Raw genomic sequence first — 23,198 nt, 5'->3', positions numbered from 1 at the left:
AACACCTTAACGTCTCAGATATGGTTGCTCAAGCGGCGTCATTGCAACACCTTAACGTCTCAGATATGGTTGCTCAAGCGGCGTCTTTACAACACCTTAGCGTCTCAGATATGGTTGCTCAAGTAGAGTCTTTACAGCACCATGGTATTTTCAACTCTGTAATAGATGTGGCATCGCTAAAGCGATTTGACACTTTAAACTCTTTATATACCGAACAAGAGTTAACCGAGTTTTCAGAAGCATTATCAGAAGTTGGTAATAGCCTTCAACGAGACACAACGTCTAATATGGATGAAACGAAAGGAGTACAAAGAGTACCTGTATTTCTTTTGTTGTTTCTCAAATATATATTTAATTATATTGTGATGCCGTTGGTTGTAGCGACATATTTACAACCACTATTGACAGACTTTCTTAAAGAAAGTGATGAACCGCTTCGAGTACAGAAAAATACGATCAAAAAATTACCTCAGAAAAATGGTATAGAGACTACACCCGCAAACAGGTTTATAAGCGGTAATGGTGTTCGGTTAAGAATCGCTGCGTCTACAAAAGTTGAAATCATTACACATTTAGAATTTGGTCAGTTGGTGAATGTTCTGGAGAAAGATCGGAGTTGGGTTAAGGTTGCTGTGCCTCAAAAGAATGGAGAGCCATTGGAGGGATGGGTGCTAAATGAGTATACAGAACGGTTCAAGTAATTAAGCTAACAAACAATTTAAGAGTGATTCAGCACGCTTGGCATTTTTGGTTTGGGTTAAGTTTTGTGATTAAGGTGTCTAATTTGAGTTTTGTGGTAGCGTGCTTCACACCTTAATTGGGCGTTAGTTCCCCAGAGGAAGCAATCAATCCGTAGGGAATTTTTGTTTCTGGTGTAGTACACGCATAACTCGGATGATATCGCCCTCAATCCAGTAAGAGACAATCATCGAAATCTCAGGAATGATGAGTAATCGTCCGCGGATGCCATCTCGTTGCACACCCATTAAAGGTTGTTCAAGCAAGTTTTCTACTTTTGCTTCAATGAGGTTGTCAGTTTTTTCTGCCGCATCAGGGTTGAAGTCATAGAGAAACTCGAAGATCTTTTCACGATCATTAAGTGACTCTTCTTCCCATAAAATCATTGCTTACCTCGATTACGGATTCTGGCTTTGCGCTCTTCCATTCGAGACTTAGCCGTTTGGTGCTCAACGAAAACAGATTTTCCTGAGTCAAACTTCTCAAATGCTAGGTTTACTTGTTCAGTTAGCCATGCATCGTGAGATAATGTTTTTCTTTGTTGTTCAGCGAGTTGCTCAGTAAGTTCACGGCAAGCATCACTTAGAGTTCGACCTTGGCTCTCAGCCATTTGTTGAGCTAGGCGTTTTGTTTCTTCATCAACACGAAATTGAATTCTAGTGTCCATGATATATTCCTTTGTTGGTGTGTGTACAAATGTTAGCACTAGGCTTTGAGATGGGCAACTAACAAACAATTTAAGAGTGATTCGGCACGCGTGGCATTTTTACTATGCGTTGGTTCTAGTGATTAAGGTGGTATGCGGGAGCATCGTATTGCGTGCCTCACACCTTAATTGGGCGTTAGGCGAATGGAGTAAATAATGAGATTTTTGATTGTTATTATGGGGATGTTTTCTGCATTAGCAGCGACGGCAGAAGAGACTCGATGTGGATGGCTTGAAAATCCTTCTCCTGCCAATATGTGGTTGATTGATCGCGATGGATCGTGGGATATATCAGTCCAAGGTACTTCAAGTGCATTGGACGATAAATCGATGGAACTGCTTTATCAAGCGACTGCAAATGAAAATGAATTTGTTAGAACAAATCGAAGCTATGGTTTTAGTTGTGCTTGTTTAACAGTGGACGTAGACGAAGAGAAAAATTCGATTACAACAATCCATAAATCCAAGCAGTTACCTTTAAAGCAGTGTTTAGAAGACATATCCATAACGAAAGATATTCCACTGCCTTTTAAGTAATTCGCCTAACAAATTGTTCAAGAGGGATTCGCAACGCGTGGCATTTTTACTATGCGTTAGTTTTAGTGACTAAGGTGGTATGCGGCGGCTTCGGTATTGCGTTGCTCACCCCTTAACAAGGCGTTAGGTTTCTCCGCGGGAAACATCGAATTCGAGGATTTTAGATCATGGATTATGAAGCGAAGCTACGACTTGCTCACAAAGAGTTAAATGATAAAGGCGTTTGGAAGTCGAACTACAATCCACCAATTGTAAAGTGGCTACGTAAACTTGGAATGTGTTTTCCGCCACCTTATTACCAAAGTTATTTTGCAAACGTTATGCTTTGTGTGACTTTCTTTGCTCCTGTATGGGGAATCTTCCAATGGTTTCTTGTGTGGAACGAGCTAGGTAAACCAGTTTTAGAAGCCGTTTTCATCTCGTTACTTGCTGGCACTTTGTTTGGCTTTATTATGGCAACCTTCTACTACATTAGACGTAAGCAATTAAATCTAACAGATTGGGGTTCATTGGGAGAATAAGCCCAAAACCTAACAAACTGTTCAAGAGGGATTCGCAACGCGTGGCATTTTCATCATGCGTTGGTTTTAGTGTTTAAGGCGGTATGCGGCGACTTCGGTATTGCGTTGCTCACCCCTTAACAGGGCGTTATATGCTTTCAAGTTTCAAACAATAAAAGGACTTAAAAATGATTCTAAATCACGTCTCAGTTGGCGCTTCTGATGTGGTAAAAGCGGTTGGTTTTTATGACTCAGTTCTTTCTACGTTGTCTATTAAGCGTGCTCACTATATAGAAAATATCGCAGCGGCTTATGGTGAAAACTTTGAATTTTGGGTCGGCAGCCCCTGTGAAGGAAAAACTACATCAAGTAATGGTGCTCATATTGCTTTCAATGCGCCTTCAAAAGAAGCTGTAGACCAATTCTATGCTACAGCAATTGAATTGGGTGGTTCATGTGCAGGTAAGCCAGGCTTAAGACCTGAGTATGGTGAGACTTACTATGCAGCGTTCGTACGTGACTTAGACGGAAACAAGATCGAAGCCGTTTCAATGTAGCTTCGAGTACGCATATAACAAACTGTTTAAGAGTGATTCGCAACGCGTGGCATTTTTACTGTGCGTTGCGTTTAGTGTTTAAGGAGGTATGCGGCGGCTTTGATATTGCGTTGCTCACACCTTAACAGGGCGTTATGGCAATTTCACACAGTAGCAAAACATCAAATATGGAAACGGAATGAAAAGAGTTAAGTATGACTTTCCTGAGGAAGGGGAATCGAAAGCTACGATACTGTTAATTCATGGGACTGCTCCTATCTATTTCGATGGAAAAATTCCCGCATGTTCTACCAATTACAAATTGGGCAGCATGCCGACCTATGAAATGCTGGCCAATGAGCTAACGAAGCGAACTTTTTCCACTCTTCGATATTTGAGAGATGGAGTATATCAAGATGAAGTAAGATGGGATGAATATATAGATGTAGATCACTACCAAATAGTGACTCAACTTCAAACCATTGTAAGTGAAATGCCATCGGACAAGCCGAAAATTTTATTTGCATTTAGTGGTGGGAGTATTCATGTCTCTAAATTAGATTTATCTGACGTCGCGGGTGTTGTTATCGTCGGTGGGCTTTCTACTAATCGGTTTCACAATGCAGCTATGAATGTCAGCAACAAGGAAGAGTGGCAAGATTTTCAAAAAGAAGTCGAAAGTTTTAAAACTCTCTCAGAGCCCGAGATAGACAAAATCAATAAGCCGAACGGGGACGGACCACTAAAACGTTTTTGGCAAGAAATCATGTTGAACGACAATTGGACGTATTTCCAAAAATACGTACATATTCCCATGCTAATTCTCCATGGTTCCGATGATGTTGAAGTTAACAGAAGCCAAGCTCGTCTATGGAAGGAACTGCTGCCGTTTCATAATATTAAGTCTGTAGAAATTAATGGTGGTGATCATTTTCTGAATACATCTTACGAATCAGGGGCATCGATTATTTCGCGTGAGATCGGAAGTTGGGTTGCTGAGAATGGCATAGTATAGCGAAATTACCATAACAAATTGTTCAAGAGTGATTCGGCACGCGTGGCATTTTTACTATGCGGTGGTTTTCGTGATTAAGGCGGCATGCGGAAGCATCGGTATTGCGTGCCTCACACCTTAACAAGGCGTTAGAAATAAAAAATAAATATGAGTTGGCTTTATGTTAGAAAAATTAGTTTATAAATATAGTAATACACCGTTCACTCCTAAAATGAAGTTTCATCAAGAGAATGGTGAGAAACTAGAACAAGTTTTTAGGTTCTCAAGCGCAAAAGGATATTTAGATGAATATCTGAACTTTTATAAGTCACTCGATGATTTTGAAAGTGTCATTAGATTATCTTGTTTAGGAATCTTTGAATTTTCTTATGGTGGGAAAGCAATCCGTGTTCGACATCCACATCAACAACACTATAAAAATTTTATGGGTGAAGATCGTGGCATAGAAGTATCAAAGTTACACGATATGAGCACTAAACTGTTGAATTGCTCATTTGTACTTTCTCAAACTGAAAGCTTTGAGGACATTTTTGAGATTGTTAAACGTGAAAAGGTACATGGCTTTGGTCCGTTGGCAATATATGATACTTCGGTGCGAATTGGTGCCTCAAGAAATATCGCTCCTACTTCTGTATACCTGCACGCTGGTGCACAAAGAGGTATGACGAATCTTGAAGATAAGGCACTAGTATCTTCCGGAGTTTCTGAAAAAATTAGTGTTCCTTTAAGTGATCTACCTGATGCGCTACAGCCTCTTCACCCGATTCAAATTGAAAACTTTTTGTGCTTGTATAAGGATGAATTTAAATCCTTAGAACCGCGTGAGATTTATTTCTAACAATCTGTTTAAGAGTGATTCGCAACGCTTGGCATTTTTGCTATGCGTTGCGCTTAGTGTTTAAGGTGGCATGCGGCGGCTTCGGTATTGCGTTGCTCACACCTTAACAGGGCGTTAGGCTATTGAGGAGAATTTGAGCTTGAAAACAGTTTGCGTAGCTCTAAGTATGTTGCTTATTTCATCGCCTGTATATGCAGCAGTCTTTCCTGATTTTCAGGGGCATTATGAGCGGTATAACAATGATCAATTGGATACTGACACTGCCTTTATTGACTTGACTAAGGTGGGTTCGAACACATACGAACTATCTGGTACATCAGTTTGGGTAGGTGACTCTTCTTCTGGCCTTGTAAATTTTGGAGAAATCGACGGAGTTGTAACGTTAAAAGGTAATCAAATAGACTATGACGTTGACGGCTGTACTCTCCAAGTTTTGTTAGATCAAGATACCCTCGTAGTTAGCAAAGACAACGGTTGTGGCGGGCTAAATGTCACCTTCAATGGGACGTACGTGAGAATCTCAGAGGGTCAATAGCCTAACAAACTGTTCAAGAGGGATTCGCAACGCGTGGCATTTTCACTATGCGTTGGTTTTAGTGTTTAAGGTGGCATGCGGCAGCTTTGGTATTGCGTTGCTCACCCCTTAACAGGGCGTTAGCTATTTCTCGTATATAAAGGAGTTCCAGTGGTTAAAGTTCTCGTTAGTTCATGCCTGGTTGGAAACAACGTTAGATACAATGCGAGCTGTTTATCAGTCAAAGAGCCTGAGCTGCTATGGCTCAAGTCAAACGCAGAACTTGTGACCTTTTGCCCCGAAGTCTCAGCAGGTTTACCTATTCCTAGAGCACCAGCCGAAATCATTACTGGTAAAGGTGTTGATGTGCTTGATGGTTTGGCAAACGTTGTTGGAAATGATGGTATTGATGTTACTGAACAATTTGTAAGTGGGGCAGAGAACGCTTTGGAACTTTGTAAAAAACAGCAAATAAAGTACGCGTTACTCGCTGAAGGCAGCCCTTCCTGTGGCAGTTCAAAAATTTATGACGGTACATTCAACGGGATCAAAATCGATGGTTCAGGGGTAGCTACTGCATTGTTAGAGCGCAATGGAATTAAAGTCTACAGTCAACATACGATAGCTAAGCTCCGAGAGGCGTTGGAAAAAAATAGCTAACAAACTGTTCAAGAGGGATTCGCAACGCGTGGCATTTTTACTATGCGTTGATTTTTTTGATTAAGGTGGTTTGCGGCGGCATCGGTATTGCGTTGCTCACCCCTTAACAGGGCGTTATACAAATAGGTGAAAAATTGAAGCTGTACAAATATGTTCCATTTTCAGATGGTTCTAAGAACATCCTATCAAATTGCACTATGAAGTTTTCGTCAGCAGAGGAGTTTAATGATCCATTTGACTGTGTTGTCTCTTATGATGTTGAAAAGTCGTTAGAATATGCTTTGTCGAGAACTGATTTACTTGAGAATGCTAAGATGGTTTTTCAAGGGAATGTAGCAGATGAGGGGACAATGATCGAGAACCTCAAAAGTTCATTGGTGTCCGGAGATTTTACTAAAAGCATGACCTCAAGTTTTGGTATTTGTTCTCTTTCTGAGACTTTTGAAAATATCTTAATGTGGTCACACTATGCGGATAATCATAAAGGTTTTGTTGTAGAGTTTGAAACACCAACAAATTTTGCTGAGTTTTTGGAGACGCCTGAATATTTGTTAATTGCATGGGCTGTGCAGTACAAAAGTGATATGCCCAAGGTTACGATGGGAAAGGCTGATGGCTTTGAGGCTCTAGCTGAGCAATTTCTGGTGAAAGCAAAAGATTGGGAATACGAGCAAGAGCATAGGTGTTTAGCTCATATTGCAGGTCCTGGAATACATTCTTTTTATCCGAAGTTGATAACAGGTGTTATTGCCGGAGCTAAAATGTCAGATGCAGATTTGAATGAGTTGCAGCTATTAGTTAAGTCGTTTGAACGTAAACATGACGTAAGTCTATCGTTTAAGCGCGCAGTAAAAGCTAAAGAGCAATATCGGTTAGAATTTGTATAACAATCTGTTTAAGAGTGATTCGCAACACGTGGCATTTTCACTATGCGTTGCGTTTGGTGTTTAAGGTGGTATGCGGGAGCTTCGGTATTGCGTTGCTCACACCTTAACAGGGCGTTATATCACCCACAATGATGTTAAACAGGATTCATTTATGACGACAAGTCAAAATCATAAATATACTCAGTTAAAGTGGTTGTACTCAGCTTTGAGTGGTTTATGTGCAGCATACTTCTTAGCTCTCTTTAGTGGAGGTGCCAGCTTAGAAAACTCAGTTTTGCTCCAGCTTGCCACATTGTGTTTTTCAATTTGTTTGCCGGTTTTCACGACTTTTGCTTTTGCTCATGTGTATATGTATGAACTGGATGCATCCGTTGAAGTTTGCGATGAGGCTCTTAACGAACCTTGGGTTAACCGAATTACCATCGGTAGTTTTGGGTGTCTGGTGTCGGCTTTCATATTTCTGATCGGCTACTTTTCAATAACTGCGATGATAGGCTTTATCATTGTATCTGCTTTGTGTGTTTACTGTTTTATCGAATTTGCAGCAAAGTTGAGTAGTCAGCGCGCTGAAAATTAGTGATATAACAAACTGTTCAAGAGGGATTCGCAACGCGTGGCATTTTCACTATGCGTTGGTTTTAGTGTTTAAGGTGGTATGCGGCGGATTCAGTATTGCGTTGCTCACCCCTTAACAGTGGGAAGGTGTAGAAGCCTCCAGTAAACAGCAATGAACAAGGATGAGTTAATACTCGCATAAAAACATGTAGTTATATGTATGCTGTTTGTGCTTTGTTGTTCATGGGTATGCGTGTATGTACAATTATTTTGCTACATATACGCTACACAAAGGACTTGTGCATGCCCATTAAGAAGAAGATAACCAACACCTCAATCAAGGCGCTAACTGTCGAACAGGGACGGCTCAACGACACTGAAATCAGCGGGTTTCATGCTCGTATTTCACCCAAAGGCGCAATCAAGTATTACTTTTACTACCGCTTAAATGGCAAACAACGAAATTACTTCATCGGCTCGGCGGATTCACTCACACCCGCTCAAGCGAGAGATTTAGCCAAAGAGAAAGCGGGATTAGTTGCGAGCGGGGTGGATATCCAAGAATCTCGTCATGAAGCTAAAAAGACCGAGATGCGCAAAAACCTTACGCTTGGTCGTTTTCTTTCTGAGCACTATAAAGATTACCTCATCTCAATGAACCCTAAACGGGCGGATCAGGCTTATGCTTGCATCGCTCATTCGTTTGTTTATCTCCTAGAGAAACCGTTAGAGGAGATAAAAGCGTGGGATATTCAGCAGTGGATCACGGAGCGTCGAAAATTAGGGCGTGCCCCTGCAACGATAGAGTATTGTGTGAACCGACTTCGAGCCGCTTTAAATCGTGCGGTAGAGTGGGAGTTCATAGATAGCCATAACTTAAGCAGCGTTAAACTCATCAAGCAAGATAACACTCGAATACGGTATCTATCTAATGAAGAAGAAAAGCGTTTACTGGACGCGCTACAAGACCGAAATGATCGTGTTCGAAAGTCTTGCAAAAAAATCGAGCATGTTGAATTCGTTGATTTTTTTGAGCCGTTAGTGCTCACCGCTATGAATACAGGAATGCGCAAAGGAGAGCTATTAAGTCTTCGATGGGAACAAGTTTCACTGCCTAATCGCTACTTAACAATTCGTTCTGAAAATGCCAAGTCGAAGAAGACGCGAACAATACCGCTCAATGACACGGTGTTAAAGCTTTTTGAACGCTGGAGAACACAGAATCCTGATGCTGACTATGTCTTTATATCGAATAACCAGCCCGTTGAGTTCTTTCAATATCCGTGGCAATCATTATTGAAAGAGGCTGATGTCGAGAATTTTAGGTTCCATGATTTGCGGCATCACTTCGCAAGCAAGTTAGTGATGGCGGGCGTTGATTTGAATATCGTGCGTGAGTTGCTTGGGCATGCTGACCTCAAGATGACGCTGCGTTATGCGCACTTAGCTCCAGAGCACAAAGCAGCGGCGGTGAATCTGATTGGTTAAATTGCAAGATAAATCGAGACATCACTCGAAGCATTAAAGGTATGGTTTTATATACAGTGGTCTTGGTGCTGTAATTCGTTGTTGAAATTGTTAACTCAACAAGGGATTGAAGTGAGCCAGTTTAAACGCCGTTATATAAGGCTTGAGGAAGTCTGTGATAAAGCTCATTTAACTAAGTGGGATATACTGGATGCCATTGAAGGTGAGCGGTTATGTTTGTTTGCCGATATTTCTGCTTCGAGTCTTGGTGCAATTCATCCACCCAGCCAATCTGTGGCTGCTATCTTCGACTATCAAGGTATTGTCCAACTAACTGAAAGCTCATCCAAGCGGTTTGCGCTTTCATTAGAACCTATAAAGGTTCAACACGTCATCATCGTTGAGATGCATGGTATCAACCGTTGGCGTGCGGTTACCGAAGCGTTTGACAATGTATTGCAAGCACACTTTAAATACACGCCTAATGCATTCTCCCCACCGAATAAAGAGTTTGTTGCTTATGCCTCGGTCAATGCCTCTCTAACCACTGAGAGCGTGGTTGGGGAATTCATCACTAAAGCATCAGCCATTTTCTCTAATGACGTAACGCATCAACTTGCTGAGCAATACCCAAGTCAACGTGGTCAACGCCTTTCAACCGATGCGTTAACGGTTAAACCCAGTCAAATACGCGTTGATATGGAACAGGTCGTTGATGTTTTTGGCAAAGCCGTACTATTGAATAGTGCTTGTCAAGCGGTTGATACGGTTAAGGCTATACTAGGCTCAGCGGTTAGCCAGACTGCTGGTCAGTGTATTGAGTCGGTTAATGCGCCTACTGAACTCGGGTTGGATTCGGTTATCCAACCGATGCCAACCCACCCCATTGCCCAAATTGCTCATCGAGTATTAACACTCAACCCTCAAGCCAGAGCAGATAAGGTTTGGAACATGATAAGGCTGGACGTGAGAGTGAATGAGTTTAACCGTCAATTTGATGTTGATGCACTGGTTGAAAGCATTACTCAGGACTCGGTGACGTGGTTTGGTCGTGGGGATAATGAAAATACCATGTCCTATGACTCATTCAGAAAGAATGTATTGGTCGACGTAAGGCGGCAAATTAGGTCGTCAAAATAAAACGTCGTCGTCATCGTCGTTGATAGCGTCATATGACGTTTGTGGTCGTTACGTTGAAACCTCAATGAACAAGAGGGAACAACAACATGACTCAAACCACACTTGATAAACGTGTATACACAGAACAAGAAACGGCGCTTTACATTGGTATGAGCCGTTCATTTTTACGCCAAGCTCGTATGGAAGGGCAGCGCAAGAACCGAACTGCTGCGCCTCCTTTCATTAAAATTGGTCGTGCAGTCCGTTATCTCAAAGAAGACTTAGACCAGTGGCTAGATAGTCATGTAAAACGTGAACACTTGCTACAAGGGGAGGGGTTCCATGCTTAACGATGGCAATGCACCAGAATTTCCCCATGTCAGATATAAGGAGTCAGGCCAACAAATTGTATTGAACACAGCTGACAACTTGAAAGTATTACTGAAGAGCACGGGCTACCAAGCCAAGCTCAACAAAATGACGTTAGAGCCAGATATATTCAAAGGCAAGGTTTGTATGGGTTCACCTGATATAGTCAGAAGTGAGCTCGTATCGTTGGCGTCAATTTACACATTGCCCAAATCCGCGATTGATGACCACTTTAACGCCGTGGCACATGAAAGTAGTTACCATCCAATCGCTGATTGGCTCGATGGCGAGTGGGATAGAAAGCCCCGCGTGGAAGCAGTACTTAATTGCTTAGAGACTAAGAATCCCGCGCTCTCTAACATTGTGTTGCTACACTGGCTGGTGGGCTGTGTAGCATGTCTTTTTGTGGGTAGCTTTAAATCCAAACTCGTGCCTGTTTTACAAGGTGAGCAATCCTTTAAAAAGACCGCGTTCGTTGAACGAATTGCCAATGTGATGCCAAGTGCGTTTCTTGAAGGGGCAGAGCTCAACCCTGATAACAAAGACAGTGTGTTGACCGTTATTCGCTCATGGATAGTGGAGCTAGGTGAGTTAGAACGCTCAACCAAAAACTGTCAAGGGGCGTTGAAAGCGTTCGTCACAAGAGCTTGCGATACAGTGCGTCCTCCTTACGCTCGTAATGACATTAAGAAAGACCGACAAACCAACCTCATTGCGACGGTAAACGGCACGGACTTTCTAAAAGACGAAACTGGAAATACCCGCTACGCCGTCATTGAGTTAGTAGGTGAAACGGACATGGACACGCTAAATAACATATTGGGCTGGGACTACAAAGCAACGGGTGAGCTAACGCTGAACCAACCAGAGAATCTGCGCCAATTCTGGTTAGAGGTGAAACACAAATTCATGGTTGAACATCATCCTTGGATGTTGTCGTCTGACATTCAAGCGCAAGTGTCGCAAGAATCATCCAAATATGTAGATAAAGGCAATTGGTATAACTTGCTAAACGACCACCTAGAAGAATGTACAGGTAAAGCGAGAGAGTGGTTATCAACCAAACAGATATGTGAAGTTATCAACGCTGACACATCAAAAGGAAATGTGATTGGCAAAGCGCTCAACCAACTTACTAAAGACGGTAAGTTAGAAAAGAAAATGCTCAACGGCTCTAACCGTTACTGCTTCCCTACCGTTCGCCCTCAAACGTCATTTTGCTAAGTATTCAAAATTACCCCACTTACTCCACTTGAATTGATATTAAGTGAGGTAGGTGGGGTAATCTGCCTCACTTTCAGAAAGTGAAGCACTACTCTCGGTATGTAATTAAACAAGGGCGTATAGTTTTTATGTGCCTAGTTTCCCATTTGTAACGACCACAGCTTGATAGTGGTATTGCTTGGCGCAAAAATCATCGATGACACTGTGACCCTATTATTGAGGCTATTATGTTGATCCCTTTTGGGTTAAAAGATGGCAAGTATTATGATGTTAGTGAAGTAGAGCGCGGCAGGGCTTGTGGCTGTATCTGCCCTAGCTGTAAGCAAGTGCTCGTCGCCAAGAAAGGTGACCCTGAAAAGATGGCACATCACTTTGCTCACGACAAAAAAGCACAAGAAGACCAAGATGAGAAAATAGAGTGCGATTACTCTTTTTGTGTGGTGGCAAGACTCGTCATTAAACAGTCGCTTAGAGAGCTAACAACCTTTGATATCAGTTCACCAGAATGGAAGTTAGAGCTGTCTGAAAAGGATAAATATGACCGGACTCGGATTGTCACAGGCTATGTAACTCAAGAGCGAACCTTGACCTTTGAGGAATTTGAGGTTGAGCCTAGCGCACCCTATAGTGAAGTTGATGTTCTCTGTCGTATAAATGGATACGTTATCGGTATACATTTTAGTTATCAAGGGCGTCCAAGTTACAGTCCAGATAAGAGAGGAAGGCTCTCTATCTTAGAGATTGACTTAGAGCCACTTAAACAGCTTTATCATGAATTCAAAAACCAAAAATATGACTCGTTTAAAGAGCTGGCACTAGCGTATGTATTTGAAGATGGATGTCGACGTTGGCTCAGCCATGCCCGATATGTCAGCCGAGAAAGAGAACTAACAGCGACACTCAATGCTATGATTGTGGAATCAAACGGGCAGCCACCTGAACCTATTGTTGATGTTACGGTTATTCCCCAAATCCGTCACCGACCATATAAAAAACCAAGAGAGAAAAAGGCTGAACGAGTTATGAGTGCAGTCAAGAAACGTCCAGCAGTCGAGTCTTGTGTTCGTTGCAAGTTCAGGGTCGCTAACTATGTCGATAATCTTATCTGTGCCGATTGTTTACAGTATTACTATGGTCAAGGCTTATTTCATGTCGGAGCGATAAAGAAAGTTGTTGAGTTAGAATTCTCTTGAACTTTAGCTTCTGTGTCTGCGCAACAGAGCGATGCAAAGATAAGAGCTTATTTGACATAACTGAATATATTAGTGTGGTACTTGCTAATGAATCAAACTGCGTTTTATGTTGGTTGAAAGTGAAATATTTGTTGCTTCTTATTGTATGCCTTCACAAGTTGGTAGTTTTTCATACAAACAATATGCTCTTTTTGTTATATAAATCGCTGTTGATAAGGAAGTTGTTTATTATCATGTGAGTGCATTTAGAATGAGGTTATGGCATGCATATCAAGAGCTTGGAAATTACTAATTTTAGAAAATTCAAAGATAAGTCTAACACGGTGACATTTGTTGAGCCGACAAGTAAAACAGATGATGAGTCGATGATATCGTCATCAACGACTCTTGTTGTTGGAAAAAACAACTCAGGTAAAACTACAGTCACTCAGGCGCTTAATATGGTAGTTTCTGAGCAAAGTAAGGTATGGGGACACGATTTCAACTACTCATATATCGATGAGTTACTAAGCTCTTATGAGTCGGGAAGCTTTGAAAAATTCCCTAATATGAGGTTCAAATTAACATTTGTAACAGATCCTAAGTTGGCTTCTTTAGTGAACTCTAAAAAGGTCATATCATTAGGTCAAGCGACAAAAGAAGATCACAATGATCTAAAAGAGTTTTCACTCGTAGTTGATTTTCAAATAGAAAACAAGATTAAGTTTCAAGAAGATGTTCGTATTCTATTAGAGAAATGCTCTTCGAAAACAAGAGATTTTAAATTTAGAAAGCTATTAGAATTAATTAGTGAATTTAAATTTGATAAAGTAGTAAAATCACCAGAAGGAATAGTAAAAGCTATAAACATTTCTAGTTTAATAGAATTAAAGGTAATATCCGCGGCTAACAACATTCACGACAGTAGATTATTATCAAAGGCATTTAATAAAATTATAAAATACAAATATCAAACTAATGATAAAGATTTCGATGAGGTAAATGAGTTAATTAGTAATAATAATGATGAGCTTACCGGTAACATTAGAGAAACTCATGAATCAGTAATTGAGAAAGTTCTCCAGGGTATTGTCGGAACAGAGAGCCTTGGCATCGAACTAAGAGCTGACTTGACCTTTGATAAACTTATGGATGGCTTAATTACGTACGAGCATAAAGATGCAGGATTTCTAGTCCCAGAGGGACAGTTTGGGTTAGGCTACGCGAACCTTATTAGTATCATAAGTGAGATAATTGATTATATTGAGAGAACTCCTAGCACAGATAAGACAACTAAAGTTCGATTGATTTGCATAGAAGAGCCTGAAACATTCATGCACCCACAAATGCAAGTGAACTTCATTAGACATATAGATAGTGCTTTGAGAAAAATCATCGGAGAAGGGGAAAAGATTAAAAGTCAGCTCCTCATAACAACGCACTCAGCACACATTCTCAATAGTAAGGTTCATTCAAGTGGAAGTTTAGATAATATAAATTACATCTACCCGCATCAAAAATATTGTGAGAATGTGCCAATTAAAGATGAAGATATCAGCCCCGAATCAGGGAGAAAAGATGAATTCTATTTTGTTAAAAAACATATTAAGCATCAAGTTCCTGAGTTGTTTTTTGCGGATGGTGTAATTTTCGTCGAAGGTATTACTGAAGAGCGGTTACTTAACTTTTACATAGAAAGAGATGAAGTGCTATCGAGAAAGCTTATTTCTGTCTTTAGAGTTGATGGCGCTCATGCCAAAGTATATGACAAACTAATTAGGCAGTTAAGAATACCATCTTTGATAGTTACAGATATCGATTTTAAAAGAAATAAAAGTGAGTCGACTTTATCAGAAGAAACTAAGTCAGGTAAAGAAATTACATGGGAAATCTATCCTCAAATGACTAGTATTTCAGATGATAGATTTTCAACAAATAAAACCCTAAAGTACTACTTTAATTCGAATAAGGTAAAAGACTATACTGATTATTATGAAGACAGTAATATCAAAGTCGTTTTCCAAAAAAAACCTTTAGAAATAATTTTGAGTGAGTCAGAACAAGCAAGATATTATGCGTCCAGTCTAGAGGAGGCCTTGGTTCTAGAGAACTATGACAATGATATCTTTAGAAATGTGTTAAGAAGTACTATACAAAAAAATTATGATGAGCTTGTGCCTGAGGGGACATGTGAATATGTTAATTTAGCTCATAACTCATTTAAGATACAAAAAGAGTTGAACACGTCTAAATCTAAATTTGCAAACAACATAATTTATGCCCTCGTGGTCAATGAAGAATCGGCAGCTTTACCAAAGCTACCTAACTATATTGAAAATGGGCTTGAATGGTTAGCTTCAAAGTTATCAGGTGCTGAGGGAGAGGCATCGATATGACAATACACTCGTTGCTTGAAGAAGAAAAACAGGTCCAAGCTCAGATCTTTAAAAACTTGGAAGAAAATCGGTCATTTTATTTTCTCGCAGGAGCAGGGGCGGGGAAAACGTATGCACTTGTTGAAACTCTTAAGTACAGCTTAAATCAAAGCATGCAGAAGCTTGATAGAAGTGGTAGCCGAATTGCGTGTATTACATATACAAATGCAGCAAAAAATGAAATTATTGAGCGCTTCTATGATAGTAATTATTTGTGTGTTAGTACAATACATTCTTTTTTATGGGAAATCATAGAGCCATACCAAAAAGAATTATTAGGAGTGCATAGGGAATATATTGAACAGTTGATTTCTGATATTAAATATGAGATTTATACTTGCGACGTTAAAGGCAAAGCCCCTGCTTTTAAGAAGCTTAGGGCATTATCTCAGGATGAAAGTCTTTTTTTAAATGAAAAAGTAATAGAAAATACGAAAGAAATTTACAATTGCTTTAGGTGTGAAGACGCATCAAGTTTTTGGGCAGAGCTAGAGTCTATTTTAGGTGGCGATATTTATACTAAAATTAAGTCCTCTAAGGCAGATGTGGAAAAAATTCTTAGAAGTATTATAAAAATATCTAGGTTAGAGTTCTGTGCAAAAATGATAGATTGCAAAGACTCGAAATACTCAACTGTTTCTTATAATGAAAAGGGAGGAAGAGAAATTCTCCATAAGAATTTGATTGGTCATGATACATTGATCGATTATTCATTGACTATGGTGGAGAAATATCCATTATTAAGGAGGGTGATTCTTGATACTTTTCCTCAAATATATATTGATGAATACCAAGATACCCACACTCAAGTGATAAAAATTATGGATATGCTTATAACCTATAGCAAGTCTCATAATATTGACTTTATTGTTGGTTTTTTTGGTGATCCAGTACAGTCTATTTATTCTAATAACGAGTTGGCGTTGTCAATTGATAATGAATTAGACATGGTGTATAAAAATATCAATCGGCGCTCACACGGTGGAATTGTTGATTTAATCAATGTAATTAGAGGTAATCACCAGAAAATACATCAAAAGGCTTTAAAGAATAATGATGAAAGTGATATCTTTATTTCATCTTATGGAAAGGAAGGTGTGGATGAAATTTGCTTCATCAACGATAAGATAGAAGAGGTAAAGATTAAATGGAAAATAACAAGCAAGAATAAACTAACATGCATGATTTTGAGGAATAAGACTATTGCAAACCTATGTGGTTTTGGAAGTCTTTATGATATATATAACAATATATATTGTGATAAATCATCTTTCTTATCTTACGCGTCAATAAATGATGAGGTATTGAGCAAGGATATTGTGAAATTAGGAATCTTGCCACTTTTGATTTTGAAAATTTCCACTCCAATATTTAAGATTAAATTCGAAAGTGATTCTCCGTTGTCAGATGTTTTTAGTGATGAGTCGTTGGACAACCATACTTTGGAAGAGATATCGACATGCTTAGATTATGTAAGAAATGGGGGGTATTCATCATTATCTGAATATTCTTCAGATTTACTCAAGAAAAGTACAGAAAGTGATAGGCTTAAAGCACTATATAGTGATTTAGCTAAAGGTTGGGCAATAAATTCAGAAGACATCAATTGCCCAGATGACATTGTTGATTGTTTATGTTACTCGATATCTAGTAGCGCAAGTGACAAGCTTAGAGATAATGTAAAACTCATTCTATCTTTAGATTTGAATGAAATATTTAATTGGATTCGTTTTGTTTATAAGATCGATATTGATGACGAAGTGAGCTATATCACATGTCACGGTTCAAAAGGTTTGGAGTTTGACAATGTGTTAGCAATTATTGACGACAAATTTGGAAAGGATTCTAATAATAAAAATGTCAAAGATAAGTTTACTAAGCTCTTTGTTTCTGGATTCCATGAGAATCATGACACTGATATGGAGAAAACAAGAAACCTCTTCTATGTGATTTGCTCAAGAGCGATCCGGAACTTAGAAATAGCGCTCCTAAAGGAAGGGAGTGTAAATGAAGAAATAATTTTTAAGTGATTCTGCATACATACAAAAAGTGCGATATATATCTTATGTCGCACTATGCTACACATCTGCTACACGGTAATTGTTTGTTTTAACTAAGTCTATGTTAGTTAATGCTTTTTTGTTGTTTTTGTTTCACCTTAACAGGGCGTTAGCTAACAGAGGTAATCGTGGATATTCTTGAAAATTTAGATCCTAATTTGAAACTTCAGCGTTATGTAGATTTTGCGAAGTTTGTTGATTTCATCGACACGAAAAAGCTTTTTTTATCGCGAGTTTCTTGTTTTGAGGATGGCTTTGAGGGTGCACTTACTCATTCATTTGCAATAATTACGAGTGGTCAAGCGAATCTATTAGCGCAAGCTCTTTGCAGCTGGCCAAGTGCTAATGAGTTAACTCAAGAGGAAACTAGAGAGCAAAAAGCGTATCAAGACCGCCTCACCTCGGAGTATGAAAATCTCACTTATAGTACTGTTTTTGGCTCTTACTCTCGTGATGAAATTGAGCATGAAACTGTCTACAAGCAGCATCGCCATTGGGTTGATGTAAGCTGTTGGCATGCGAATGAAACTGAAAGCATGGCAATGTGGAAAATATATGGGGGATCAACAAACGCAGTATGCATCGTAACTGATGTAGGCCGCCTGTCTAAAGCCGTGCAGCCCAATAACAAACATAAATTTGTTTTGTCTAAAGTTCACTATATCAGCTATGAGGATAGTAACTTTATCGAAGAGCACAAGTTAGCTCCTCTTTTGCATAAATCGCAGTTTTATTCGTTTGAAAATGAGGTTAGATTGTTAGCTTATGATCCAACTGTCGATTTAAGAGACAACAGAGACGACATGTCTCGCGGAACATCAGTAAATATAAATCTTGATTGCCTTATTCAAGAAATAAGAGTAGCGCACGATGCTCCTGATTGGTTTTTCAAACTAGTTTGTAATGTAACTAACAAGTACAGCATCAATGCACCAGTCATTCGCTCAGAGATGTCAAAACCAGCATTCTTTGGCTTCAGTTAGCTAACAAACTGTTTAAGAGTGATTCGCAACGCGTGGCATTTTTGCTATGCGTTGCGTTTAGTGTTTAAGGTGGTATGCGGTGACTTCGGTATTGCGTTGCTCACACCTTAACAGGGCGTTATATGCCAGTAATCAAAAAGTCGATAGCAGCAATAATTTCGTTTCTAAACGTGCTTAGCTCGTTGACTGGGGTCGTAAGGATTTTAGTGGGTACACTAGCCATTTGTTGAGTAAGAATCACAAAGTCACCTTCATCAATATGGATCGTAGGGCACAGATGGCTAGGGGCTTTTTTCTCTAGCAGCTCGATAGGAGTTAAGGGAATGACCAAGCGAGTATTCAGTGAATCTAGCAACTCGCTTTGGACATCAACAAAATATGGGTAAGCGCTTGCGGTGCTCTTATCGTTGTTTTTATAAAGCGTAAATTGTGACATTAGAATACTCGGTATGAATCGGAAAATAGTCCGTGTTTTGCAGTTAAGTCGTTACAAGCTTCAATAGCTTCGGCATTTTGTTCTAACCATTCGGCTTTCAATTGTTGTTTTACTTCTTTTTCCAAAGCCTTTTCCATTGTTGCTGATAGGTTGATGTTTAGGCGCTTAGCTTCGGCAAGTAACTCACTGTTTAAACTAAGGTTTGTAGCCTTTTTAGGCGCAAGTGTGCTATATGTGTTTCTCATAAAGTAATCCTATGCGTATTAATGATGCGCATTGAGTATAGGTGAAAGCTAGGCATATAACAAATTGTTCAAGAGTGATTCGGCACGCGTGGCATTTTTGCTATGCGTTGGTTTTAGTGGTTAAGGTGGTATGCGGAAGCTTCGGTATTGCGTGCCTCACACCTTAACAAGGCGTTATGTGTAACGTACTGTATCAGTTGGAAAAAAGAGGGAATTATGACAACAAGAAGTAAGCAGCGAGTCCACTACTCGATAGAAATTGGTGAAATTACCGATAGGGGAAAGGCAAAAATAGCACGTAACTTGCGCCTAAACTATGACTTTAAAATTGTAGCGTATGGTGTTCAGAAAGGTATCCCGACGGTAACAATAAAGGATGTTCACGGGGACACATGTGTTGTAGGAGTCGGAGTTACAACCAAAGCCAAAAGAGGCAGGGGCATTGTTTCTCGTAAAGTTCACTGCAGGATTGCTGAAAATGATATTGCCAAAGGTAAGGTCATAAGGGCTACTCGTGGAACTCGAAGCGGTGGTCCGAAAGGTAGGGAATAGGAAAAACAATGAACTTAGACTTTGTTAGGCAAGAGTGCCAAGACTATAGCAAAGCAACCAGTGAAGCCGCTAGGAGGCTCGCATTAGCAGGTATCGCTATTGTTTGGTTGTTGGCTGATAAAGATAAGGAAGAAGTTCTCAACTTTTTACCTATCTGGTTCTTCTTAATTTGTTTGTGTTTCGAGTTTGTGCAATATGTGTGGGGTTACACTAGTTGGTTGATTTTTGACTATGTAAAAGAAAACGCACTGCAGGACAAATATGGAGATGACGGTGCTTCAATAGAAGAGGCTGATTTTGAAGCTCCATTTTGGATGAACTATCCAACAAACTTCTTCTTTTTCTTAAAAATCGTTTTTGTTTCCATTGGCTACTATTTCTTGTTAGTGGACGTAACCCATTTGATATAAATAGCTTGAATTCAAACACATAACAATCTGTTTAAGAGTGATTCGCAACGCGTGGCATTTTCGCTATGCGTTGCGTTTAGTGTTTAAGGTGGTATGCGGGAGCTTTGGTATTGCGTTGCTCACACCTTAACAGGGCGTTATAGCTAATATCAGGATTTAGCAATGGAAAAATCTGTAAAGTGTGCAATTGGTGAGCATCTAGTTCTAGCTGAGTTGCTTAAAAGAGGCTTTGAAGCTTATATAGCTCATGGGCCCACACAGAGTGGCTGGGATATAGCGGTTGTTAAAAATGAACAAGTTAAGCGGGTACAAGTAAAGGCCATTGGTTGGCCAAATAAAAACCAACAGACAGTGACTGTTAGCCGAGCATTAAACTTTGACTATTTAGTTGTTGTACTACTTGACCTTGGTCAACCCCATAGCCGTTATTTAGTTTGTAACAGGCAAGAGCTTGAGCAATATCTATCGTCAGAGAATGACGACAGGAAAGGTAATTCACGCTCATGGTATATATCTAAAAATCTGGATAAATATACCAATCTTGAAAATTCTTGGGCAACTATAGGTTCGCCATAACAAAGCATTTAAGAGTGATTCGCAACGCTTGGCAGTTTCGCTTCGCTCAAGTATAGCCAAGCGTCGCTCACACCTTAATGCGGCGTTATGTTGAAGGAGGAAAAATGGAAGTTCTTAATCAACTTTACCCATCAGATAGTCAGATGGATAGACTGAAATCTTCACCTGATTCTGGTGAAATTCATTTGTTGAACCTGTTCAAATTTCGAGAAAAAGCGGAATATGCAGATGGTCGAGAATCAACTTTAACGGGTAGGGAGGCATACGATTTGTATGGTCATCCGATGGCGAAGATTCTTGAGAAATACGGTGCAAAAGTGGTTTTCTATTCGGAAATTACGGGACTGATTCTAGGTCAGGTTGAAGAACTCTGGGATTCATTTGTAATCGTAAGATATCCATCACGACAAGCTCTAATTGAAATGACGTCATCGGAAGAGTTCAAGGCTCTAAGCGTTCATCGTGAGGCAGGTTTGGCAGGACAGTTAAACATAGAAACGAAAGCGCCTTAAGTTACAACATAACAAAGCGTTTAAGACGGACTCCCAACGCATGGCGTTCTCGGGTCAATTAAGTTTAAGTGTTTATGTCACAATGGTTTAGGTCAGGTGGTTAGCGTTGCTCGCCACTTAACGCGGCGTTATATGCTTATGAGGAAAAAATGAATCAAAGTAAACAAGAATTGAAGCGTGACTTAGTTCGAGTCAAGGAAAAGCTAACTCATTTGAACTCTGATTTGACGCTATACAACCAACTGTTTTCTGATAGAGAGAACGTACAGGTTCTAAATTCATCAGGAGCTCTCGTATTTCATCGCTTTCAACAGTGCTTAATAGACTCAATCTACATGTCCATTTCAAGACTTCTTGACCCAGCAAAAACTATGGGCAGCAAAAATCTCTCATTCGCACATTTAGCAAGTGAGTTTGGTTTGTAGGACGACACCGAAGTCGCGGAAGAACTAGCTTTGGCGATTACTCAGTATCAAGACTCAAAGCTCAAGGATTACCGAAACAAAGTTTTATCTCACAATGATCACAAAACAGAAAAGCTTGATTTTTATCCATTTAACACGGTGCTGATAACAGAATTGCTTTATCGCTTCTGGAAAATAGTCTCATTGATAGAGTTTAAGGCTGGCTTAGTAAAAGAGACTTATACTATGTCTCTTGAGGTTATCTTTACTGGAGAGATATGTGGTGAAGCCTTATTGTGCAAGCTTCGAGAACGCATATAACAAGCAATTTAAGAGGGATTCACAACGCTTGGGACTTTTGCTTCTACTTCAGTTTTAGTGTTTATGGCACAATGCTTTAGGTTTGGGTGGAGGCGTTGTTCACCCCTTAATTGGGCGTTAAGGCGCAAAGTTTACAAAGGAACATTTATGTACTTTTATGTCGATGAAAGTGGTCAAACGGGTTTAGAGCTGTTTGATGAGCATCAACCATTTTTGTATTACGGAGTGTTGAGCTCAAAACTGAATCTAGATGTATTAGCTCTAGATGCTGTCAAAAAGTTGCGAACACAACTACAAGTTGAGCGGTTACATGCAGCTGAGCTCGGAAACGGGCGTCTAATCGAAATCGTTAAAGATCTCGAGAAGATACAGAAAAAGTATGACATCAAATTTGACTTTTATCGTGTAGCAAAAGCAGATCATGCGATTATTGCTTTTTTTGACCAAGTTTTTGATCAAGGTGTAAACCCAGCTATTACTTGGACAGGGTACTGGACGCCAATGCGATATGTGTTGTTATTAAAGGTCGCTTACCTATTTGATGAGGAAATGGCAAAAGAGGCATGGACGGCGCGTATTACCATTAAAGATGAGTTGGCAAATAAGCATTTAATTAACGTTTGTAATAGTGTGTTGGATAGGGTTCACTGGTTGCCCGATGAGCGCTCAAAAACACTTATATCGGATGCGTTAAAATGGGTTATCAAGAACCCAAGCAAAATATTTTACAACGCTGCATCTAAAAAAGATCGACTACAAATATCACCGAACTTGATCGGTTTTCAATCGGTGTTACACGGTATTGCAAATAGACTCGAAAAGTCAAAATCTAAGTCCAAGAAAGTAATTGTCGATAGACAGTCTCAATTTAATAAAGCTCAAGAGATAATTACCGAACACTATCAAAATGCCTCCAAATTAGGTGAGCCAATGGCATTGGGTCCTGGACTCCCAACTATAGATTACAGTCATATGCCAACAGTTCCTATTGAATGTACCCCAGGTACGAAAAGTGTAGGTTTGGAGCTCGTTGATATATACATATGGATTTTTAAACGTCATATAGAGGGTAAAGATCTTGCTCCTCAACTGTATCCGCTGATTAAAAAGCAATTGAAAAAAGGGATGTACGACGAAGTGTCAATAAACGCCATCTCAAATCGCTGGGAAAAGTGGTTTTCTGAACTCCCAGAACCGTCAGAAGAAGCTTTAGCTAAGGGGAAAGAATTACTTGCGATGGACGAAAATCGAAGACAACAGCATGTAATTCGTGATTAGCGCCTTAACAAACTGTTTAAGAGTGATTCGCAACGCGTGGCATTTTTACTATGCGTTGCGTTTGGTGTTTAAGGTGGTATGCGGCGGCATCGGTATTGCGTTGCTCACACCTTAACAGGGCGTTAGAGCGCAGGAGAAAAAAGATGAAT

26 protein-coding genes and 2 pseudogenes are annotated in these 23,198 nt (G+C 39.8%); 24 read left to right on the top strand and 4 right to left on the bottom strand.

Annotated elements, in window-relative coordinates:
• On the top strand, nucleotides 1–701 hold a 701-nt coding region (locus GXP65_RS23300; RefSeq protein WP_162093841.1), incomplete at its 5' end, for an SH3 domain-containing protein.
• Nucleotides 702–845: 144 nt separating this feature from the next.
• On the opposite strand, the gene GXP65_RS23290 is transcribed toward GXP65_RS23300, so the two are convergent.
• A complete protein-coding gene (locus GXP65_RS23290; RefSeq protein WP_017035198.1) occupies nucleotides 846–1,124 on the bottom strand; it encodes a type II toxin-antitoxin system mRNA interferase toxin, RelE/StbE family in 279 nt (92 codons plus the stop codon).
• On the bottom strand, nucleotides 1,121–1,405 hold the full coding sequence (locus GXP65_RS23285; protein ID WP_005398409.1) for a type II toxin-antitoxin system RelB/DinJ family antitoxin: 285 nt from the start codon (nucleotides 1,403–1,405) through the stop codon (nucleotides 1,121–1,123). Before GXP65_RS23285 ends, GXP65_RS23290 begins: the two co-directional genes overlap by 4 nt.
• Before the next feature lie 195 nt (nucleotides 1,406–1,600).
• On the opposite strand from GXP65_RS23285, the gene GXP65_RS23275 reads away from it, so the two are divergent.
• From GXP65_RS23275 to GXP65_RS25310, 18 genes and pseudogenes are all read left to right on the top strand, one after another.
• The gene (locus GXP65_RS23275) at nucleotides 1,601–1,981 is read left to right on the top strand and encodes a DUF4087 domain-containing protein (RefSeq protein ID WP_162093839.1); all 381 of its coding nucleotides are present in this window, start codon (nucleotides 1,601–1,603) and stop codon (nucleotides 1,979–1,981) included.
• 167 nt (nucleotides 1,982–2,148) lie between these two features.
• On the top strand, nucleotides 2,149–2,502 hold the full coding sequence (locus tag GXP65_RS23265) for a DUF6404 family protein (protein WP_025523648.1): 354 nt from the start codon (nucleotides 2,149–2,151) through the stop codon (nucleotides 2,500–2,502).
• A 167-nt stretch (nucleotides 2,503–2,669) separates the two neighbouring features.
• Nucleotides 2,670–3,038: a VOC family protein gene (locus GXP65_RS23255; RefSeq protein ID WP_005536315.1), complete on the top strand. Its 369-nt coding sequence runs from the start codon at nucleotides 2,670–2,672 to the stop codon at nucleotides 3,036–3,038.
• 178 nt (nucleotides 3,039–3,216) lie between these two features.
• Nucleotides 3,217–4,032 (top strand): hypothetical protein, encoded by an 816-nt coding sequence (locus GXP65_RS23245; protein ID WP_138942017.1) that lies wholly within the window; start codon nucleotides 3,217–3,219, stop codon nucleotides 4,030–4,032.
• Between the two features lie 160 nt (nucleotides 4,033–4,192).
• Nucleotides 4,193–4,870, top strand: a complete 678-nt coding sequence (locus GXP65_RS23235; RefSeq protein ID WP_162093838.1) for a hypothetical protein — start codon at nucleotides 4,193–4,195, stop codon at nucleotides 4,868–4,870.
• Nucleotides 4,871–5,414: 544 nt separating this feature from the next.
• Nucleotides 5,415–5,517, top strand: a pseudogene (locus tag GXP65_RS23225) (DUF3265 domain-containing protein).
• Nucleotides 5,518–5,555: 38 nt separating this feature from the next.
• Entirely contained in the window at nucleotides 5,556–6,044 is a 489-nt protein-coding gene (locus GXP65_RS23220; protein ID WP_162093837.1) for a DUF523 domain-containing protein, read from the top strand.
• 134 nt (nucleotides 6,045–6,178) lie between these two features.
• A complete protein-coding gene (locus GXP65_RS23210) occupies nucleotides 6,179–6,931 on the top strand; it encodes a DUF2971 domain-containing protein (protein ID WP_140336080.1) in 753 nt (250 codons plus the stop codon).
• A 151-nt stretch (nucleotides 6,932–7,082) separates the two neighbouring features.
• Complete coding sequence (locus GXP65_RS25315; RefSeq protein ID WP_229617581.1) at nucleotides 7,083–7,508, top strand: hypothetical protein; 426 nt, start codon at nucleotides 7,083–7,085, stop codon at nucleotides 7,506–7,508.
• 12 nt (nucleotides 7,509–7,520) lie between these two features.
• A pseudogene (locus GXP65_RS23195) lies at nucleotides 7,521–7,623 on the top strand (DUF3265 domain-containing protein).
• 166 nt (nucleotides 7,624–7,789) lie between these two features.
• A complete protein-coding gene (locus GXP65_RS23190; RefSeq protein WP_162093836.1) occupies nucleotides 7,790–8,974 on the top strand; it encodes a site-specific integrase in 1,185 nt (394 codons plus the stop codon).
• Between the two features lie 111 nt (nucleotides 8,975–9,085).
• A complete protein-coding gene (locus tag GXP65_RS23185) occupies nucleotides 9,086–10,093 on the top strand; it encodes a hypothetical protein (RefSeq protein WP_162093835.1) in 1,008 nt (335 codons plus the stop codon).
• A gap of 86 nt (nucleotides 10,094–10,179) precedes the next feature.
• The gene (locus GXP65_RS23180) at nucleotides 10,180–10,422 is read left to right on the top strand and encodes a helix-turn-helix domain-containing protein (protein ID WP_025629896.1); all 243 of its coding nucleotides are present in this window, start codon (nucleotides 10,180–10,182) and stop codon (nucleotides 10,420–10,422) included.
• The gene (locus tag GXP65_RS23175) at nucleotides 10,415–11,665 is read left to right on the top strand and encodes a VapE domain-containing protein (protein WP_162093834.1); all 1,251 of its coding nucleotides are present in this window, start codon (nucleotides 10,415–10,417) and stop codon (nucleotides 11,663–11,665) included. The genes GXP65_RS23180 and GXP65_RS23175 overlap by 8 nt, the downstream gene beginning before the upstream one ends.
• A 227-nt stretch (nucleotides 11,666–11,892) precedes the next feature.
• Nucleotides 11,893–12,858 (top strand): hypothetical protein, encoded by a 966-nt coding sequence (locus GXP65_RS23170; protein ID WP_162093833.1) that lies wholly within the window; start codon nucleotides 11,893–11,895, stop codon nucleotides 12,856–12,858.
• Nucleotides 12,859–13,121: 263 nt separating this feature from the next.
• Nucleotides 13,122–15,233 carry an AAA family ATPase gene (locus tag GXP65_RS23165; protein ID WP_162093832.1) on the top strand — a complete coding sequence of 704 codons (2,112 nt, stop codon included), beginning with the start codon at nucleotides 13,122–13,124 and terminating at the stop codon, nucleotides 15,231–15,233.
• Nucleotides 15,230–17,302, top strand: coding sequence for a UvrD-helicase domain-containing protein (locus tag GXP65_RS23160; protein WP_162093831.1), 2,073 nt, complete (start codon nucleotides 15,230–15,232; stop codon nucleotides 17,300–17,302). The genes GXP65_RS23165 and GXP65_RS23160 overlap by 4 nt, the downstream gene beginning before the upstream one ends.
• 158 nt (nucleotides 17,303–17,460) lie before the next feature.
• On the top strand, nucleotides 17,461–18,315 hold the full coding sequence (locus GXP65_RS25310) for a DUF2971 domain-containing protein (protein WP_162093830.1): 855 nt from the start codon (nucleotides 17,461–17,463) through the stop codon (nucleotides 18,313–18,315).
• 118 nt (nucleotides 18,316–18,433) lie between these two features.
• On the opposite strand, the gene GXP65_RS23145 is transcribed toward GXP65_RS25310, so the two are convergent.
• Both GXP65_RS23145 and GXP65_RS23140 read right to left on the bottom strand, forming a co-directional pair.
• Nucleotides 18,434–18,751: a CcdB family protein gene (locus tag GXP65_RS23145; RefSeq protein WP_038140554.1), complete on the bottom strand. Its 318-nt coding sequence runs from the start codon at nucleotides 18,749–18,751 to the stop codon at nucleotides 18,434–18,436.
• Nucleotides 18,751–18,996 carry a type II toxin-antitoxin system CcdA family antitoxin gene (locus tag GXP65_RS23140; protein WP_162093829.1) on the bottom strand — a complete coding sequence of 82 codons (246 nt, stop codon included), beginning with the start codon at nucleotides 18,994–18,996 and terminating at the stop codon, nucleotides 18,751–18,753. The genes GXP65_RS23145 and GXP65_RS23140 overlap by 1 nt, the downstream gene beginning before the upstream one ends.
• 216 nt (nucleotides 18,997–19,212) lie before the next feature.
• Here GXP65_RS23140 and GXP65_RS23130 point away from each other — a divergent pair, with 216 nt between their 5' ends.
• The 5 genes from GXP65_RS23130 (at nucleotide 19,213) to GXP65_RS23105 (ending at nucleotide 23,049) form a co-directional block, all read left to right on the top strand.
• Complete coding sequence (locus GXP65_RS23130) at nucleotides 19,213–19,548, top strand: hypothetical protein (RefSeq protein WP_162093828.1); 336 nt, start codon at nucleotides 19,213–19,215, stop codon at nucleotides 19,546–19,548.
• Nucleotides 19,549–19,556: 8 nt separating this feature from the next.
• Nucleotides 19,557–19,958, top strand: a complete 402-nt coding sequence (locus GXP65_RS23125) for a hypothetical protein (protein ID WP_162093827.1) — start codon at nucleotides 19,557–19,559, stop codon at nucleotides 19,956–19,958.
• 162 nt (nucleotides 19,959–20,120) lie between these two features.
• Nucleotides 20,121–20,534 carry a hypothetical protein gene (locus tag GXP65_RS23115; protein ID WP_162093826.1) on the top strand — a complete coding sequence of 138 codons (414 nt, stop codon included), beginning with the start codon at nucleotides 20,121–20,123 and terminating at the stop codon, nucleotides 20,532–20,534.
• 104 nt (nucleotides 20,535–20,638) lie between these two features.
• Nucleotides 20,639–21,046 (top strand): DUF1330 domain-containing protein, encoded by a 408-nt coding sequence (locus GXP65_RS23110; RefSeq protein WP_162093825.1) that lies wholly within the window; start codon nucleotides 20,639–20,641, stop codon nucleotides 21,044–21,046.
• Nucleotides 21,047–21,918: 872 nt separating this feature from the next.
• Complete coding sequence (locus tag GXP65_RS23105) at nucleotides 21,919–23,049, top strand: DUF3800 domain-containing protein (protein ID WP_045458300.1); 1,131 nt, start codon at nucleotides 21,919–21,921, stop codon at nucleotides 23,047–23,049.
• Nucleotides 23,050–23,198 lie beyond the last annotated feature (149 nt).

Source organism: Vibrio sp. LB10LO1 (assembly GCF_010092875.1).
In the GTDB taxonomy this organism is placed as follows: domain Bacteria; phylum Pseudomonadota; class Gammaproteobacteria; order Enterobacterales; family Vibrionaceae; genus Vibrio; species Vibrio campbellii.
The sequence above is the reverse complement of the archived record's forward strand: the minus strand, read 5'-3'. Positions and strand labels throughout refer to the sequence as shown.